The 17,084-nt window shown below is 40.4% G+C and carries 12 protein-coding genes; 8 read left to right on the plus strand and 4 right to left on the minus strand.

Going from position 1 to position 17,084, the window contains the following annotated elements; all coding sequences use genetic code 11:
• The first annotated feature begins 5 nt into the window (after positions 1–5).
• The gene (locus tag ACXIUD_RS12900; RefSeq protein WP_458053057.1) at positions 6–1,670 is read left to right on the plus strand and encodes a hypothetical protein; all 1,665 of its coding nucleotides are present in this window, start codon (positions 6–8) and stop codon (positions 1,668–1,670) included.
• A gap of 6 nt (positions 1,671–1,676) precedes the next feature.
• Here the strand turns inward: ACXIUD_RS12900 and ACXIUD_RS12905 are convergent, their stop codons facing one another.
• Positions 1,677–2,540 carry a TraB/GumN family protein gene (locus tag ACXIUD_RS12905; protein ID WP_458053058.1) on the minus strand — a complete coding sequence of 288 codons (864 nt, stop codon included), beginning with the start codon at positions 2,538–2,540 and terminating at the stop codon, positions 1,677–1,679.
• A gap of 637 nt (positions 2,541–3,177) precedes the next feature.
• Between ACXIUD_RS12905 and ACXIUD_RS12910 the strand changes: the two genes are divergently transcribed.
• From ACXIUD_RS12910 to ACXIUD_RS12920, 3 genes are all read left to right on the plus strand, one after another.
• Positions 3,178–4,878: a bifunctional metallophosphatase/5'-nucleotidase gene (locus tag ACXIUD_RS12910; protein ID WP_458053059.1), complete on the plus strand. Its 1,701-nt coding sequence runs from the start codon at positions 3,178–3,180 to the stop codon at positions 4,876–4,878.
• Between the two features lie 168 nt (positions 4,879–5,046).
• On the plus strand, positions 5,047–6,492 hold the full coding sequence (locus ACXIUD_RS12915; protein WP_458053060.1) for a PhoPQ-activated pathogenicity-related family protein: 1,446 nt from the start codon (positions 5,047–5,049) through the stop codon (positions 6,490–6,492).
• Positions 6,493–6,608: 116 nt separating this feature from the next.
• Positions 6,609–9,323: a M14 family metallopeptidase gene (locus tag ACXIUD_RS12920; RefSeq protein ID WP_458053061.1), complete on the plus strand. Its 2,715-nt coding sequence runs from the start codon at positions 6,609–6,611 to the stop codon at positions 9,321–9,323.
• A 248-nt stretch (positions 9,324–9,571) separates the two neighbouring features.
• Here ACXIUD_RS12920 and ACXIUD_RS12925 read toward each other — a convergent pair whose 3' ends face one another.
• Both ACXIUD_RS12925 and ACXIUD_RS12930 read right to left on the minus strand, forming a co-directional pair.
• Positions 9,572–10,738, minus strand: a complete 1,167-nt coding sequence (locus tag ACXIUD_RS12925) for a hypothetical protein (protein WP_458053062.1) — start codon at positions 10,736–10,738, stop codon at positions 9,572–9,574.
• A 215-nt stretch (positions 10,739–10,953) separates the two neighbouring features.
• Positions 10,954–12,042: an MBL fold metallo-hydrolase gene (locus ACXIUD_RS12930; RefSeq protein WP_458053063.1), complete on the minus strand. Its 1,089-nt coding sequence runs from the start codon at positions 12,040–12,042 to the stop codon at positions 10,954–10,956.
• 250 nt (positions 12,043–12,292) lie between these two features.
• Here ACXIUD_RS12930 and ACXIUD_RS12935 point away from each other — a divergent pair, with 250 nt between their 5' ends.
• Both ACXIUD_RS12935 and ACXIUD_RS12940 read left to right on the plus strand, forming a co-directional pair.
• Positions 12,293–12,679 (plus strand): Dabb family protein, encoded by a 387-nt coding sequence (locus ACXIUD_RS12935; RefSeq protein ID WP_458053064.1) that lies wholly within the window; start codon positions 12,293–12,295, stop codon positions 12,677–12,679.
• A 48-nt stretch (positions 12,680–12,727) separates the two neighbouring features.
• Positions 12,728–14,059: a S41 family peptidase gene (locus tag ACXIUD_RS12940; RefSeq protein WP_458053065.1), complete on the plus strand. Its 1,332-nt coding sequence runs from the start codon at positions 12,728–12,730 to the stop codon at positions 14,057–14,059.
• A 28-nt stretch (positions 14,060–14,087) separates the two neighbouring features.
• Here ACXIUD_RS12940 and ACXIUD_RS12945 read toward each other — a convergent pair whose 3' ends face one another.
• The gene (locus ACXIUD_RS12945) at positions 14,088–14,888 is read right to left on the minus strand and encodes an alpha/beta fold hydrolase (RefSeq protein WP_458053066.1); all 801 of its coding nucleotides are present in this window, start codon (positions 14,886–14,888) and stop codon (positions 14,088–14,090) included.
• Between the two features lie 221 nt (positions 14,889–15,109).
• Here ACXIUD_RS12945 and ACXIUD_RS12950 point away from each other — a divergent pair, with 221 nt between their 5' ends.
• Positions 15,110–15,718, plus strand: a complete 609-nt coding sequence (locus ACXIUD_RS12950; RefSeq protein WP_458053067.1) for a TetR/AcrR family transcriptional regulator — start codon at positions 15,110–15,112, stop codon at positions 15,716–15,718.
• Positions 15,715–17,076, plus strand: a complete 1,362-nt coding sequence (locus ACXIUD_RS12955; RefSeq protein ID WP_458053068.1) for a TolC family protein — start codon at positions 15,715–15,717, stop codon at positions 17,074–17,076. Before ACXIUD_RS12950 ends, ACXIUD_RS12955 begins: the two co-directional genes overlap by 4 nt.
• Positions 17,077–17,084: the final 8 nt, after the last annotated feature.

The raw sequence follows: 17,084 nt of genomic DNA on the forward strand, positions 1-17,084 counted from the left end.
TCCCCATGATGAAAAAGCTCCATATACAATTGCAAAGGATAGTTGGTTGTACAGTCATTCTTTTTTTGAGTCTTTTATTTTCTAGTCATGTTGGCAGTCCAGGGGTTATTTTTGAGGGGATGGTTGGTCCTTACAGGTTACTTGCAAGCATCAACCCTCCGGATGTAGTGCCAGGAACGGCGACTGTTGTGGTAATTATTCCAGAGAATCCAACAGGAATTAAGCTTCAGGCTAGACCTGTGTACTGGTCAGCGGGGCTGCAAGGAACACCTAAGGCCGATCCTCTAGTGCCAGTACTTGGTGAATTAGGAAAATATGAGGGAGAGTTGTGGTTTATGGAGTCCGGAACTTCCAGTGTCCAATTGTTACTAGAGGTGGGAGGGGAGAGTTTCGATGCAATTATTCCCGTCATGGCAGTACCAACTGCTCAAAAAGACATGCCTTTTGAACTGGGAGTTGTACTTGCAGTTTTGGGTGTACTGTTGGTTATATTGATGATTACCATTATCGCATCAGCCATTGGGGATAGTGTACGTATTCCAGGGGTTGAACGCTCGAAAAAACATCAGCGAAAGAAGTTGATTGGAACAGTCATCGGTTCATTGGTTGTGCTTTTATTTCTTTGGGGAGGAAAATCTTGGTGGGATAATGAGGCCAAAGCATATCAGAATTTTTTGTTCAAACAACTGACAGCACAATCCACTTGGACAGCTGAGGCAGATGGAGGATATCTCCATTTATCCATTGACCCAGAGCCTCTCCAACAGGCAAGAATTACAAGGAAAATCAGTTTTATTGTTCCTGACCACGGAAAATTGATGCACCTTTTTTTGATTAGAAAGGGTGATTTGGATGTTTTTGCACATGTACATCCCCATCGCTTAGACTCACTTAATTTCGGTGTACAGTTGCCCCCTCTTCCAGCAGGATCCTATCATGTATTTGCTGATATCACCCGATATACAGGTTTTTCCGAAACGATTGTTTCTGAGTTAGAGATACCCGAACCCAATGATTTTCAATTAGCTTCAAGCAATTCATTTATCTTAGGAAGAGATGATTCTTTCACTTTTTCAAACAGTATTTTCAAAAGCCCTACTACCTTGGATGCAGATATTATGGTTTGTGGGAAGCCGGGGATTAAAACAGATCTTCCAGGAGGGTATGCGGCTGTTTGGGAAGTTCAATCAGAAAAATTTGAATACGGTAAATTATACAGCCTCGATTTTGCCCTTTTTGATCCAACGGGGGAGCCTGCTGTATTGGAGCCGTATTTAGGCATGATGGGGCATGCAGTCGTATTGAAGCACGATGGTTCTGTCTTTATACACCTGCATCCTACAGGCAATTATTCCATGGGCTCTCAACAAATGCTGCTGGATAGATTTCAATCGGGGAAAGTAGGTTTTCAACAAATTCCAAAAGCATTGAGCTTCCAAGATAGCGTTGATCAAGTTATCAACTTTTTGGATATGTTACCGGATGAAGAACGCGACCTCTTACTGATGGGGGATATGCAACATTTGTCCGTCGATGACCCAGAACATGAAGGACATAGCATGGTCAGTTTTCCGTATGCTTTTCCTGAAAAAGGAGATTACAGGATCTGGATTCAAGTCAAAATCAATGGTGCGATTGTCAATGGAGCTTTTGATGTTTCGGTTCAGTGAAATCAATCAGGGAAGAATTGCCTCCACTGTATAACCTGCTGCTCGAAGCAATTGAATTACACCTTTCTCAGAGGGTAAGTGACCTGCACCTACGGCGATGAATGTACTTTCTTTTTTGATGAGTTTTTCAATCTTAGGGATCCAATCTAGATTCCTTTGATCAATCAAAATTTCACCATATTCTCCCGTCAAACCATCGGCAGTGATCATTTCTTGCAGTTTGCCAAGGTCTTCGGCTGTGTATGCATCGACCATGCCCTTAAATTCCTCAGCGCTTGCATCTGTAAGCACCATTTTTGACAAATCCGCAATCTGACGTTCGAGTGGTATTTGATCAAAAAGACTGATTTGATAGGTAGCCGTCTCTAAGCCTTCCATCGGTATTCCCAATTCCTGTGATTTGCTGGTAAAAAAGAGTTCATAGCTCTCCGGTGCTTCGCAAGGCAATTGCTTCATCAATACCATGGAAGAAAGGATAAAGGGCTTCATAATGCCCAATTGTGCGATGCCCATCCCATAATTACTCGTCAATAACTCATCGAGTGCCTCTTTGGCATCTTGTTCAAAATCATTTTGGATGTTGTAAAAGTCTTTGTTCATGGATTGGCTTTGCATCTCTTGGACGAGCATGGGGTCAGACATATTGAGCTCCAAAACAATTTTTTTACTGGATTTCAAGGCCGATAAAATCCGATCATCCATCTTAAAGTCTTCAGAGCAAATGACATGGATGGTGCCAAAAAGATAGGATGGCTGTTCCAATCCATTCTCGGAAATTTTCCACAACAAGGAATTTTCAAGCGCTTGCTGGGCAAAGGCAGGGGATAGTTGGATCAATAGTACGATCCAGATAAAAACAGATTTTCTCATAGTTTCTCGGTTCTCGCAGATAAAACGGATATAGCAGATTTAACGCAGATATAAATCTAAGAAAAAAAATTGAACGCGGATGATGCGGATGCTTCGCATCGCGGATTTTCGCCACTAAGGCACTAAGGCACAAAGTTATGGTCCACGAATGACACGAAATTGCACGAAGGGTAGGGATTAGTGACTATTTCTTATCGATAAATTTTGCAAAGTGAAAATATTTGGGAACTCTGCGGAAACCTTGGCTTGCTTTGCGGTTGAGCTGTCCACAGATTTCTCAGATTTGCACAGAATAAGTGGGCTGGGAAATAGTGAGGATAAAGTTAAATTAATTAAATGGGTAGTTTTATAATTTGCTCGCAAGGCTCGGGGATTAGCACAAATCCAATCCTGATAGTTACCCAAACTGAAATCTGAAATCTAAAATCTAAAATCTAAAATCTGCCCAATCTGCGATTGCTTGCATCCGTATCATCCGCGTTCTTATTACCCTTGTAATAATTGTCACAGAAAAACTCACTTTAAAAGTAGACTTTTGAATTATCACCTAATTTGGGGAAGTCTATGGTTGTCGTCGCAGCAGGGATTTTCTTGAAAAGGCATTAAATTCAATAAAAATCATTAACAACACCCACATATGAACCTAACCAAACGATCATTTCTCAAAAGACTTGGAGCATTGAGTGCCGGAACAGGATTAATTGGCGCAGGAGCGCTTCAATCGGCTTGTAGTTCCGAAACTGAGAAGCAATCCACTTTAGCTGGAGAAATGGATCCACCTTCGGAGTTTTCTGTCACTATTCTTCAAACAACGGATGTACATTGTCAGATTCATCCGCATGATGAATTGTATTGGGAAAATGGAGAAAAAGTGTTTAAAAAAGCCGGAGGGTATGCCAATATTCACACATTTATCCAACAAGAGCGTGCAAAAGCAGCACATTCCTTTTTAGTAGATACAGGGGACATGTTTCAAGGGTCCATGCTATCTGTAAAAACCCAAGGAGAAGCCATTGTTCCTATTTTGAACGCCATGTCTTACGACTTGTATTCTCCGGGTAACTGGGAGGTAGTGTACAACAAGAAGCCCATGCAAAAATTAATGGGAGCATTGACGGCAGGAAAAGTTTGTGCTAATATGTACCATGATTTAGGAAATGGTGAGCGTGGAGAATTGATTTTTCCTCCTTATCACATTTGGACAGTGAATGGAGTGAAGTTTGGTTTTATTGGATACAATGACCATCTGGTTCCTCGCAGACAATCACCTGGTTACAGTGAAGGGATTATTTTTACGAGACCGGAAGCAAATCTACCGCATTACGTAGATGTGTTGAGAAATCAGGAAGGATGCGCTTTTGTGGCGATTATGTCTCATATTGGGTTATCACAAGAAATTGCTCTTTCAAATAACCCTGCTTGTGAAGGAGTTGATTATATTTTGGGTGCAGATACGCATGAACGAGTGCGTAAACCTATTCAAGGGAAATACGCCAAAGTGGTGCAGCCGGGTGCATTTGGTTCCTTTTTGGGTAAGTTAGAATTGAAAGTTAAGGATGGTAAAGTGGTTGGAGAAGACTACCAATTGCTGGATATTCTTGCTGACAATATCGAAGCATCTCCAAGAATCAGTCGGATTATAGATGAAGTAGAAGCTCCTTTCAAAGACGATATTAATCGAGTAGTGGGTTATAGTACAATACCGTTATATCGATATTTTGTAATAGAAAACCCCATTGATACGATGGTAGTAGATGCCGTCAAATGGCAGCTGCCGGATATTGACATTGCACTTTCCAATGGTTTTCGTTTCTGCCCTCCGAATGTTACTCCCGATGAAACTGGCAACATCCCGATTACCAGAGGCAATATTTATGATATGCTTCCAGTAGATTCCATCGTGCGAACAGGTGAGGTCACTGGTCAGCAATTGATGGATTGGATGGAGGTAGAGCTCAACAATGTGTTTGCAGAAGATGCCAATAGAAGATTTGGAGGCTGGGTGACCAAGTTTAAAGGCATGCAGATTACCTTCAATGCATTTGGAGAGCAAGGAAAGCGGGTTCAGTCCATGATTATCAAAGGAGAACCTGTTGATTTGAAGAAAACGTACACGATTTCTGCCTGCGAGCGGGAGGGAGATCCTGCGGATGTGATTTGTAGAATGAGCAATGTGAAAAACGTGCAAAACACCGAATACACCCTGCACGGAGTCATGTTGGCTTACTTGGAAGAAAATTCTCCTGTAACACCAATTCCAAGAGGAGATGCTCGGGCATTGGATGCACCTGCTACCTTGCTTTCGCAAGTTTCTGGTGTGGATTATGAGTTTCATTGATGAATTGAACTTTTCCAAAGTTTTCTAATTGGGGCATCAAATTGCTCATGCTGGAGAACTTTGGAAAAGTTATCTGTTGCGTATGGAAGTATCTTTTTAAACTGAAAATCCACAATTTTCCAGTTTTGATTTTTTTCCAGTATCTTTTGTCTTTAAAATCAAGACGATATGATGCAACAATTGACCCAACGATTAGCCTTAACCTTTGCACTCTTACTCACCTTTTGGGCCTGTACCCAAAAGGTTGAAGTCATTCAGCCTTCTTCGGTGGATGGCTTTAGTTTGCTGGAAGCTTATGTCATGGCCGATGATCCTGCTTTTTCTTACGAATTAGTTCACTCATCAAACCATGATACTTATGATTATCATGTGGTACGTATGGTCTCCCAAACATGGTTAACTACTGATGAAGTAAATGAAACGGAGTGGTGGCATTATGTTTCCTTTGTTGTACCCAACAACACCAGTTTTGAAACAGGATTTTTATGGATTGGAGGAGGAGCAATTGAATCACCTTTACCAGAAGAGCCTAACCCAATCATTTTGGAAGCTGCTCTCAGGACCAATTCTGTTGCAGCGGAAATACACAATGTTCCTTTTCAGCCATTGACATTTTTGGACGATGACAAAGGCCCACGCTACGAAGATGATATCATTGCCTATGGCTGGAGGAAGTTTATGGAAGGTGGAGCCAAAGATGAGGATGCCAAATGGCTGTTGCGCCTCCCTATGACCAAAGCGGCAAAGCTGGCTATGGATTTGGTGGTGGAACAAGTGCAAGAAAAGTATGATTTGTCTTTGAAGCATTTTGTGGTTTCGGGTGCTTCCAAAAGAGGTTGGACTACGTGGACTACTGCTGCGGTGGATAAGCGAGTAGTGGCTATGGCACCCATAGTGATTGATTTATTGAATTTGGAGGAATCATTTCAGCATCATTGGAGGAATTATGGTTATTGGGCACCTGCTGTAACCTCTTACGTCAATGAGGATATCATGGATTGGCAAGGCTCTCAGGAGTTTGAACGCTTGCTTTCCATTACGGAGCCGTATTCATTCAAAGAAAAGTTTGCTGATATTCCCAAATTGATTGTCAATGCTGCAGGGGACGAATTCTTTCAGCCAGATAGCTGGAAGTTTTATTGGGAAGAGTTGCCCGGTGAAAAGCACTTGATGTATGTGCCTAATTATGGACATGATTTGCGTAAATCAGATGCTTTGACAAATGTGTTGTCTTTTTACGCTTCCATCCTAAATCAGGCCGCAAGACCAACGTATGAATGGAGCATCTCCGAAAATGCTATTTTACTGAATACGGATCCCAATCAAAAACCTGCCTCCATCAAATTATGGTCCGCAACCAATGAAACCGAACGTAATTTCATGATCGATCGCTTTGGTCCCAAATGGACAGCTTCAGAGGTGCTGATCAATGAAAGCGGTCGTTACGAAATTCAAATTCCAAGCCCTGAGAAAGGCTACACTGGCTATTTTGTAGAAGTCACCTATCCAGGTCAGATTCCCATAAAAATCACTTCTGGGGTGGAGGTTTTACCTAGGGAGTACTCCTTTGAGCCTTATGTTCCTGTTAAAGCTCTAGGAACGCCAAAGGAGTAGAGGATATTCTTGTGCTGATTCTTGACCAATTAACCCTTATTTTATCCGATTAGCAGGGCTGGTTTTGAAGCTGCCTGTATGCGTTGTACCTTCGGATATACCTAATTTGATACGCTATGAGAAAAATTTACCTTTTGGGTTTCCTACTTCTTTGCATGGGTGTGCAACTGGCAGTAGCCCAACAAATACCCACACCAAAAGAGCACTTTGGCTTTGAAATAGGAGAGGATTATAAATTAGTGACATTTACGGATATGGATGCCTATTTCCGTAAAGTATCTGCACTCTCCGATCGGGTAAAATATGTAGAAATCGGTGAAACAGAAATGGGTAAACAAATGCCCATGATGATCATTACTTCTCCTAAAAACCATCAAAATCTGGATCGATACAAGGAGATTTCACAAAAATTGGGAAGAGCAGAGGTTACTCCTGAGGAAGCCAAAGCCTTGGTTAGTGAAGGGAAACCGGTGATTTGGATAGATGGAGGATTGCATAGTACAGAAACTGTCGCTTCCCATCAGTTGATACCTACATTTTATGAACTAGTGAGCAGCAATGACTCGGAGGTGTTACGCTTTTTGGATGATTTGATTATCCTTATGTTGCAGGTGAATCCGGATGGTCAGGATATTGTCACTGATTGGTATATGGGTCCCTCAGATGTGACCAAGCGCAACATGAGCACTCCTTACATGTACCAAAAATATGTAGGTCATGATAATAATCGAGATTTTTTCATGAACAATATGAAGGAAACTACTAATGTTTCCCGACAAATGTATGTAGAGTGGATTCCTCAGATTGTATTCAATCATCATCAAACTTCCCCGGCAGGAACTGTTGTAGCGGGCCCTCCTTACAGGGACCCCTTCAACCATGTTTTTGATCCCTTGATTATGACATCTTTGGACGGAGTCGGTGCAGCAATGATCAATCGATTAAATGCTGAAAATAAGCCTGGCTATACCCGTTTAGGTGGATCCGTATTTTCTTCTTGGTGGAATGGTGGTCTGCGAACTACCCCATATTTTCACAACATTATCGGGATTTTGACAGAAACTACTGGAGGGCCAACGCCGTCCTCTATTCCATTGGTGCCGGAGCGATTGATTCCTACGCATGCGACTCCTTTTCCGATTGAGCCACAGCCTTGGAATTTCAAAAGATCCATTGATTACTCAGTATCCATGAACATGGCAGTCTTGGATTATGCTAGTAGAAATGCGGATGCCTTGTTGATGAATATTTATACAATGGGAAAAAATGCCATTGACCGAGGCAATATGGACCATTGGACCAAGTACCCTAAAAGAGCAGCGGCAGTTCAAGAAACGTTTAACAGAAGCCGTCAACAACGACAGGCTGATGATCCTGAAGCAGCTTTCTATGGTATGAGAAGTGGTCTACCAGTACAGTTTTTTGATTCGGTTTATAGAAATCCTGAATTAAGAGATCCTAGAGGTTTTATTTTACCTGCCAACCAAGCTGATTTCCCAACTGCTACCCGATTTGTCAATGCTTTGATCAAATCAGGTGTTCAGGTGCATAAAGCTACGGCTGCTTTCACCGTCAATGGGAAGCAATATCCAGCTGGTTCGTATGTAGTGAAATCAGCTCAAGCTTTCAGACCGCATGTGTTGGATATGTTTGAGCCGCAAGATCACCCCAATGATTTTGAATATCCAGGAGGTCCCCCGAAGCGTCCATATGATGCAGCGGGTTGGAGTTTAGCCTTGCAGATGGGAGTAGAATTTGACCGTATTTTGGAAGGTTTCGATGGGCCATTTGAAGCCATTGCATATGGAGATGTACAGCCTTTTACGCCTACAAGGTTACCTTCTGGGTCTGGGTTGTTAATAGATGTAAGAGGAAATAATGCTTTCCTTGCTGTCAATGATTTGATGAAAGCAGGCGTAAGTGTATCTCGTACTACTACCGCTCATGCAGGTCTGCCTGCTGGAAGCTTCTTTGTGAGTGGTAATAGAGCTGCGGTAGAGAAAGCAGCAACAGCCTATGGGATCAATGTGGTTTCAGCGTCTAGACCATCCGGCACTGTGTCCATCAAACCTGCAAGAGTCGCTTTGTTTGACCACTATGGTGGCTCCATGCCATCGGGATGGGTTCGTTGGATGTTGGAGCAATACAATTTTGCGTTCAATGTGGTGTATCCAAAAGAATTGGATGCAGGTAATTTGAAGGCAAAGTATGACGTGATTTTATTTATTGGTGCTGGTGCACCAGGAACTGTCAGAAACTGGGGTGGCGCAGTAAGGGAAGAAGATGTAGCTACCGAATATCATGCCTTAATCGGTAATGTAACCCGTGAGAAAACGGTGCCTGCTTTGAAAGCATTTATGGAAGCGGGTGGTTCTATCGTTGCCGTTGGAGCATCTACTGCATTTGCATATGATTTCCAACTTCCTGTAAGCAATGCTTTGGTAGAAAAATTACCTGATGGACGTGAGCGTCCACTGAGTGGAGATAAGTATTACATTCCAGGAAGTATTTTAAAAGCCCATTTGGATGGTACTCATTCCGCCAACTGGGGTATGGGTGAATCTGCCAATATGGTATTCAACAACAGTCCGGTATTCAATTTAGCTCCTAATGCTTTGATTCAAGGTGTGAAGCCATTGGCTTGGTTTGGTACAGAATCACCGTTGGTGTCTGGTTGGGCATGGGGTGAAGGATATCTGAGAAATGGAGTAGTTGCCTTTGAAGCACCTGTAGGGAAGGGTAAATTCTATGCCTTTGGTCCAGAAATTACCTTCCGTGCCCAAGCGCATAATACCTTTAAGATGTTGTTTAATCAGTTGTATGTGAGGTAATTAGTAGTCGACGGTTGGCAGTCTGCTGTCAACAGTTTAATAAATAGTGAAAATACGATTAGTCAATTGATTAACTGAATCCCTACTTGGTTCTTGGTACTTTGTACATGGTACAATTTTAGTGATTAGTTGAATAAGTGACTAGTGACTAGTGAGCAGTTAGACCCGGCAGGTTTTTGAAACCTGCTGGGTCTTTTTTATCGGGCCCGCCGCTGATTGATTCGACTTGGGAAAAGGGGTAGTGTTTCTTAATGAAACATTATCTCATTCCAGTCTGAATTCCTTGTAAGAGTAGGGCTATCGTCAGGCGCGGAATCCCAGAGGCTTTCTGCACTTTTTGTGAAAAGACCTTGATTGGTAGCTGCAAAAATTTTGCCTTGGAATTCCTGCAGTGTAAAAAGTTGAGAAAAGTTTATTCCTTCAGAATTCAATTGTCTAATATTAAATTCAGCAGGATCCAAGGTAGTGTAATTTTCAACTTCTGCCAACGATGAAGCACCTGTAACCCATATAACCAAGCGATCTTCATGCATAAATAGCTCAGGTGAGCTATTGAATGTGATGCGTAGCTCTAAGTCATTTAAGTTACCACTTTGGGATATGAATATATTTCGGAATGAACTGACAAGTAATTTTCCATCAGAAGTAAATACATGTCCAAAGTAGGGTGTAAAGTTTCCATTACCATCCTTTAGATCAAAGGGTGTGGCACTTCCATCTGGACCCACAAAGAAGTTTTGATTGAGGGTAGAAACGAGCCACCCGTCCTGAAAAGCATCTATCTGTTGAATCGTATTAAGACCTTCAATTGTTGGATTATCAACCATTGGCGGAGTAATCTTAATGGCTGTTGTGTCTGGTATTATGCCGACAAAATTGGTATTCTTTTCTAAGTCAAATAGATAAATACCTCTATCAAATGTTTCTCCAATCAAATCAACAGCAGCCAATAATTTCCCGTTATTGATATCGAAATTTTTTAATCGGTTGGGTGAAGAGGATACTTTAGGCCTGCCTCCAGGTAATTGAATCAAGCGATTTAAATCAAGAAGACCTACACCCCCATTACCCTGATTTCGGTAAATATAAAAACCAAAGAGGTTTCTATCCACCGCGGCTATGTATTGTTTGGTTAAACTTTGCCTGAATTCCATTTGGTTTGGTCTCACGCAGCAAAGTTGATTGACAGTTAGGTCCGTGGTAATGAATCCCGGATTGCTGGCATGGCTAAAAAATAATTGATCATCGATTACTTTGATATTATTCACAATGGAACCTCTGAAGTTAAAATGTGGATCATCAAATCGTGCAAATTTTTCAAGTTCTATTACTGGCTCTACAGGATTTTCTTGTTCTTGGCAAGATGAAACTATTCCTAGAATTAAAAGTAAAATTATGGAGTATTTTGATTTCATTTGGCTTAAATTTTTTCTGAATTTTAAATAACAAAAAAATAGTTGGATTAACAACTAGAACTATTGTTAATTTATTGTTAACTACGACGAGCTTACATCCTGAATTTTGTTTTTTGCGAAACTGGTTTGGTTAGCAGTCTAAAAAAAATAATTATTTATTCCACTTTTTGTCATCCAATGATGTGTGAAACACTGCATGTATGAAAACAATTTGTTTATCTGAATAAATTCTTTCCCAAAATCGGCTCGACCAATTCACCCTTCATTTTTCCTTGATTTTCCACCAAGATATCCCAAGGTTCCATCCTTGGTTCATCGGATAAATCAAACGTCCCATAATGCATGGGGATAAAGTAAGAACCTTCCAGCGTATTGAATGCATCGATAGCATCAAGAGGACTGATGTGGGCTTGATTCATAAACCATTCGGGTCGGAAAGCTCCCACGCCCATCAGGCAGTAATCAGGCTGCCCCATTACTTGGCGGATATCTTCGAAGTGTGGCCCATGACCGGAGTCTCCCATAAAATAGATGCTTTTATCCCCTGATTGAATCCAAAATCCACCCCATAAATTTTCATTCAGGTCCCATAACCATCTTCTTGACCAATGCCTGGATGGTACATACACAATTTGAAGTTCGGTATCATCCGTTTTATATTCCTGAAACCATCCAGCCTCTTGAATTTCGCCAAACGCACCCCACTTACCAATCACCTCACCAATCTTCAAACCCGTCAGAACCTGAGTTCCTGGCTGAAGCTTCAGAAGTTTCTGAATGGTAGCTTTATCAATATGGTCCCGATGATTATGTGAAAGTAGCAGGAAGTCTATGGGAGGAAGATCTTCAACGGCTAATACCTCTGGTGATTCCCGCTTTAAAAAGGTGTTTTTCTCCAAAAACGGATCAATCAACAAGACCTTCCCGTTTACTTGGATTAAATAGCTTGCATGACCTAACCAGAGTAAGTAGTCTTCTTGGGATTGAAGAATAGCAGGATCAAAGTCTATTTTTAATCTTCTTGTTTCATTTTTCTTGGCTTCTTTGTAAGGATTTTTTGAGAGCTGCCATTTGAAAAGATCCGAAAAACTATCTTCAAAAGGCTGATAAAGATTGACAAAATTACCCTTAGCATCCAATGGTGTGCCTTTCCAAGTTGTTGGGACGGTAGGCACGGTTCGTAATGCTGTGTTTTCGATGTACTCGATGCGTTCATCTATGGTTTGGTTCATCATTGCTAAAATAAGAATGGCAGGAATAAGCGTGAAAAAAGCAATGGTTCTCTTTTTTGGTTTCGTTTTCATGTGTATTACAACTGGTGGGGAACCCCCTTTATAGAAATTCCTTTGTTCTAGGTACGGATATCCTGTATAAGAGTTTATGATGAACCTTTAACTTATAGGATTGTTTGTTGCAAAAGATTTTTCACAATTAAGTGTGTATTGCAGAATATTCATTCTGGATTGGCAGTTGAAACATGCGCATGAAATAAATTTTCGAAAAAAGGTTTGACAACCAAAGAAAAAATCTTCTATTTTTCCGAAAATTATAGAGATGAGTAGTAGGAGGAAATTTATTCGAAATGTGGCTTTGGGTTCGACCGTTATGGCCCTGCCACATATAGGTTTTGCTGGTAAGGCGGAGAAACCAATGATTCATCAAGTGTTTTTCTGGTTAAATCCGGAGGTAGACCTACAGGATTTTATCCAAGAAGCTCAGAATCTTTCCCGAATAGATACAGTTAGGCAATTATATATAGGTACACCTGCGGCAACTGTGGAGCGAGATGTCATTGATAGTTCATACTCCATTGCTTGTACATTTTTTTTCGATAGTGTAGCGGATGAACAAAAATATCAAGTAGATCCGCAGCATCTTGCTTTTGTAGAAAAAAACAGGAACAAATGGAGCAAAGTACTAGTTTATGATTTTGTAATTTGATCTAAACCCAAAATAATTTCATAGATATTAATTAAAATTTATTGTTGTATGAAGCAGTTGAAAATTTGGACATTCTTGCTGGCTGTTCTAGCCATTGGAGCAGCTTGTAATCCTGATGATGAGGAAGCTCCTATCGTTAGTGAAGAAGATCGCATTAAATTAGCGGTTTTTGAAGTGATGAGAGATTGGTACTATTGGACTAATGAATTACCAACAAGTATTAATCCAAGTGATTTTGACACCAGACAAGATTTATTGGATGCACTTCGTTTCAGACCTTTAGATAGATTTACTTTTTTTACTACACCACAAGCTAGAGCCAATCAAATCGTGGGGAATGTATCGGGTGTTCATGGGATTAGAATTGCATTTAATCAAGAAGAACGTTTATTTCTAGCCTCCGTGACTCGTACGGGGCCTGCAGGTGCAGATGGTTGGCAAAGAGGCTGGGAAATCATTGAAGTCAATGGACGAACCATTCCTTCTTTGAGAAATCCTAATGGAAGTTTTACTATTGATCTAGGACCGAACGAAGTTGGAGTGACCAATACGTTTAAATTTAGATTGCCGGATGGTTCCGAAACGACAAGAACAATTCCTAAAGCCGCTTTTACAGCCAATTCAGTCGCTCATGAGCAAGTATTTGAGATGGGTGGAAAAAGAATTGGTTATTGGGTGTATGAAAACTTCCGTGCTACTGCAGGAACTACTCCTTCCAGAAGCTTAGAAGTAGAAGAGTCTTTCGGGAGGTTTCAAGCAGCAAATATCAACGAGTTGATCATTGATTTAAGATACAATGGTGGAGGTCTAGTATCCGTTGCAGAACAAATTCTAAATTATTTAGTACCAACTTCTGCAAATGGGCAGGTAATGTACACTTATCGTTGGAATCCAAATCAATTTCAAAGAAGCACTTCTACCAATTTTAATAAAAATGGTTCATTGAACTTAAATAGAATTGTATTTATCACTTCCCGTTCTTCCGCCTCTGCCTCTGAATTGGCCATCAATAGCTTAAGGCCTTTTGTTGATGTGGTCATCGTAGGTGATAATACATTTGGAAAACCGGTTGGGTCTATTGGGGTTTCTCCTTTCAACCGTGTATTATCAGCCAATGACATAGAATTGGAGTTAATTACCTTTTCAATTGCAAACGCAAGAGGCGAGGCTGATTACTTTGAAGGATTTGAGCCTGCCATTAGAGCAGGTGATGATTTGACTCGTAATTGGGGAGATCCTCAGGAGTTTAGACTGGCAGCAGCTTTGAGCTTAGTGACGGAGGGGAGTGTGAGTGCTCGATTGAGAGATACCTATTACAGACCAACTTGGCACATGCATGAGCAGTTTAAAGGATTGGAACAAGAATATTTTATGTACTAAAATTTAAGCGGGTTTCGACCCGCTTTTTTTATGATTTCTTATGGAGTTTGCTGTAGTCTTCTATGAGCGTGTTATGTCCTGATTCTAATTCCAAGCATTGAATTTGAGGGATTTTAGAACTGAATTTTTCAAGATTTTTCGAAGTAACCATTTTGTCATATTTCCCGGTCACCAAAGTAATAGATGTTTGGCTTAGCCTCAGTTGTCGAATGATTGTGCCTAGTTCAGGTTGCAATGTTTTAAAAACATTCCAAGTGAAGTATACCTGAGCGCGCATGGTTCGCGTCTGCATCTGAGATTTTACAAATTTGATAAAACTGGATTCCAGTATTCCTATGCTATATAGGATATCCATGGTCTTGAAAAACCGCTCAGGATGAAATACTACATGCTTGAATAGGCGGTTAAATACCCCTGGGAATGTGGCCATATTGTACCAAAATCCTGTTTTTATACCATCAGGGGCCATTAGTAACAAGGACTGCACGTAGTTGGGGAACAATTCGTAGCTCACTAGGCAAAACTTTCCTCCCATGCTGTATCCTACCAAATGGAATTTTTCAAAATTTTCCTGTTGCATCAATTGCAAAAGAATTGTTCTCCAGATTTCCTTGGTTAATTTTTGATGCACACTATTCCAACTGCTCTGCCCGTGGTAAAAAATATCAATGACCAAATAGGTCTCGTCTGATTTTCTCAAGTTTAGAAAACCTTGATATGCCTTGCTATTTTGACCAAAACCATGGAATAGTAGAGAGACTCTAGGTCCATTGCCATGCTTGTAGTAAGCTAAATTCCCAAAACTAGTAGTCAAATAGGATGTTTGCATGTTCCAAAATTAATGGAAATAATTCATTTTCATAATGGAATTTCTGTCATGAATTTTGTCTATATATGAAATAAAATTCCGAAAAAAGTCATGTGAGTTCATTTTCACATTATTTCTTGTGAGCTATTTTTGGTTTTTCAGATAAAATTATTGAAAAAAACTTAAGAAACTTTGAACTTACGTATAGTTTCCTGAGTTTAATTTCTCAAATTTGCACCCGAATGGAGACCAAAGAAAAAATTATAGAAACTGCCGAAGACTTATTCATGAAGTTTGGGGTACGGTCTGTTACCATGGATGATATCGCAAGACAAGCGGGTATTTCGAAAAAAACGATCTATCAGGAGTTTGCCGATAAGAACCAATTGGTATTTGAGACTTTTGCTCAAGCTTTAGATAAGGATAAATGTAAACTAGGGGAGCACCTTAGTTTAGACAAGGGGGTAGTTGCACATATGGCTGGGATGAGTGCTTATATCAGACAACGCTTTGCGGATTTCAATCCTCTAGTTATGAATGAAATACAACGTTATTTCCCTCAATGTTGGCAATTATTTGAGGATTTCAAGCAGGACTTTGTGTTCAAACAGCTTGTCCAAGTACTTGAAAAAGGAAAAGAAGAGGGTATGTTTAGAGCAGAGATTAATTCTGAAATTCTCGCCTTTCTCAGAATGGAGCAAATGGATAGTTTATTTGATCCTATCAAATTTCCACCCTCTAAATTCAACCTTATCGAGTTACATTTGGAAGTTTTCGAACATTTTCTTTTCGGCATCCTCACGAATGAAGGTAAAACAGCATATCTAAACCAAAAAAACACCACCACATGAAAACTGTGATAAAAGGATTTGCAGTGACCTTGTCATTGCTATTCCAACTTGTCAGTCCTCCACAACTATCGGCTCAAAATACCGTCGTTTTTACCCTTGAGGAGGCTATATCTTATGCCTTGCAAAATAATCCAGATGCTAAGAATGCAGCATTGGAGTTGTTGGCATCGAAGGCAATCATTCGTCAAAATTTGGCTTCGGGTTTACCGCAAATCAATGGAAATTATGATTTTACGTACAATGCCGCAATTCCGGTAATATTTTTACCCAATGTTGAGGGGGCACCCTTCTTTAATCCGGACAATCCAGCAGATGTAGTCGAATTGAGATTTGGTGTTGATTTTCAATCCAATTTAGGTGTCAGAATAGACCAAATGATTTTTGATGGTTCCTACTTTGTGGGGTTAAAGGCAGCTAAGACATTGAATATTCTAACTGCATTTGATAAAGAAAAGGCAGAAATTGATGTTCGGGAGACAGTCAAAAAAGCATATTTCACTGTTTTGGTCAATGATGAGCGCAGAAGGATTTTTGAGGTCAACCTTGAGAGAGTAGAAACATTACTACGTGAGACGGAAGCACTTTATGAAGCTGGTTTCGTTGAAAAAATTGATGTCAGCAGGACTAAAGTACAACGAAATAATTTAAAAACTGAATTAGATAAAATTGTTGCTGCCACTGCTATAAGTGTAGAGGTATTAAAACTTCAAATGGGTCTTCCTTCGGAATATACGATTGAATTGGCCGAGACCATTCGAGACTTTAATAATATAGCTGAGGTGACTGATCTCTTGGCTACTGAAATGAACCGCAGAGTAGAATTGGATCAGTTGAAGACGAATATGGACTTGACTCGATTAGATATGAAAAATAATCAAATCCAGTACATGCCCAATTTAAATGCATTTTTAACCTATACACGATCGGGGGCCTCCTTATCATTACCTGAATTAAATAGGAACGATTGGTTTACAGGTGCATTTGTCGGTTTTAATTTAAGCATTCCCATTTTTGATGGCTTTTCCAAAGCTGCTCGTATCCAACAAAATAGAGTTCAGTTAAGGCAATTGGAAAATCAACAGGATTTCCTTAAGCGTTCATTCGAAGTGGAAGTCTATCAAGCTAAAGTGAGTTTAAGTAATTCAGTTGCGTCCCTCCGATTACAAGCAGAAAATATGGATCTCGCTTTGGAAGTATTTGAAATGGCTAAAATCAAGTTTCAAGAAGGTGTGGGTTCTAACTTAGAAGTGGTGGATGCCGACTCTGCCCTGAAAGAAGCCGAAACCAATTATTTCGCAGCCCTGTATGATGCCTTGATCGCCAAAGTGGATTTGGAGAAGGCACTCGGACTATTATAATGAAATCT

The organism is Mongoliitalea sp. (genome assembly GCF_054166905.1).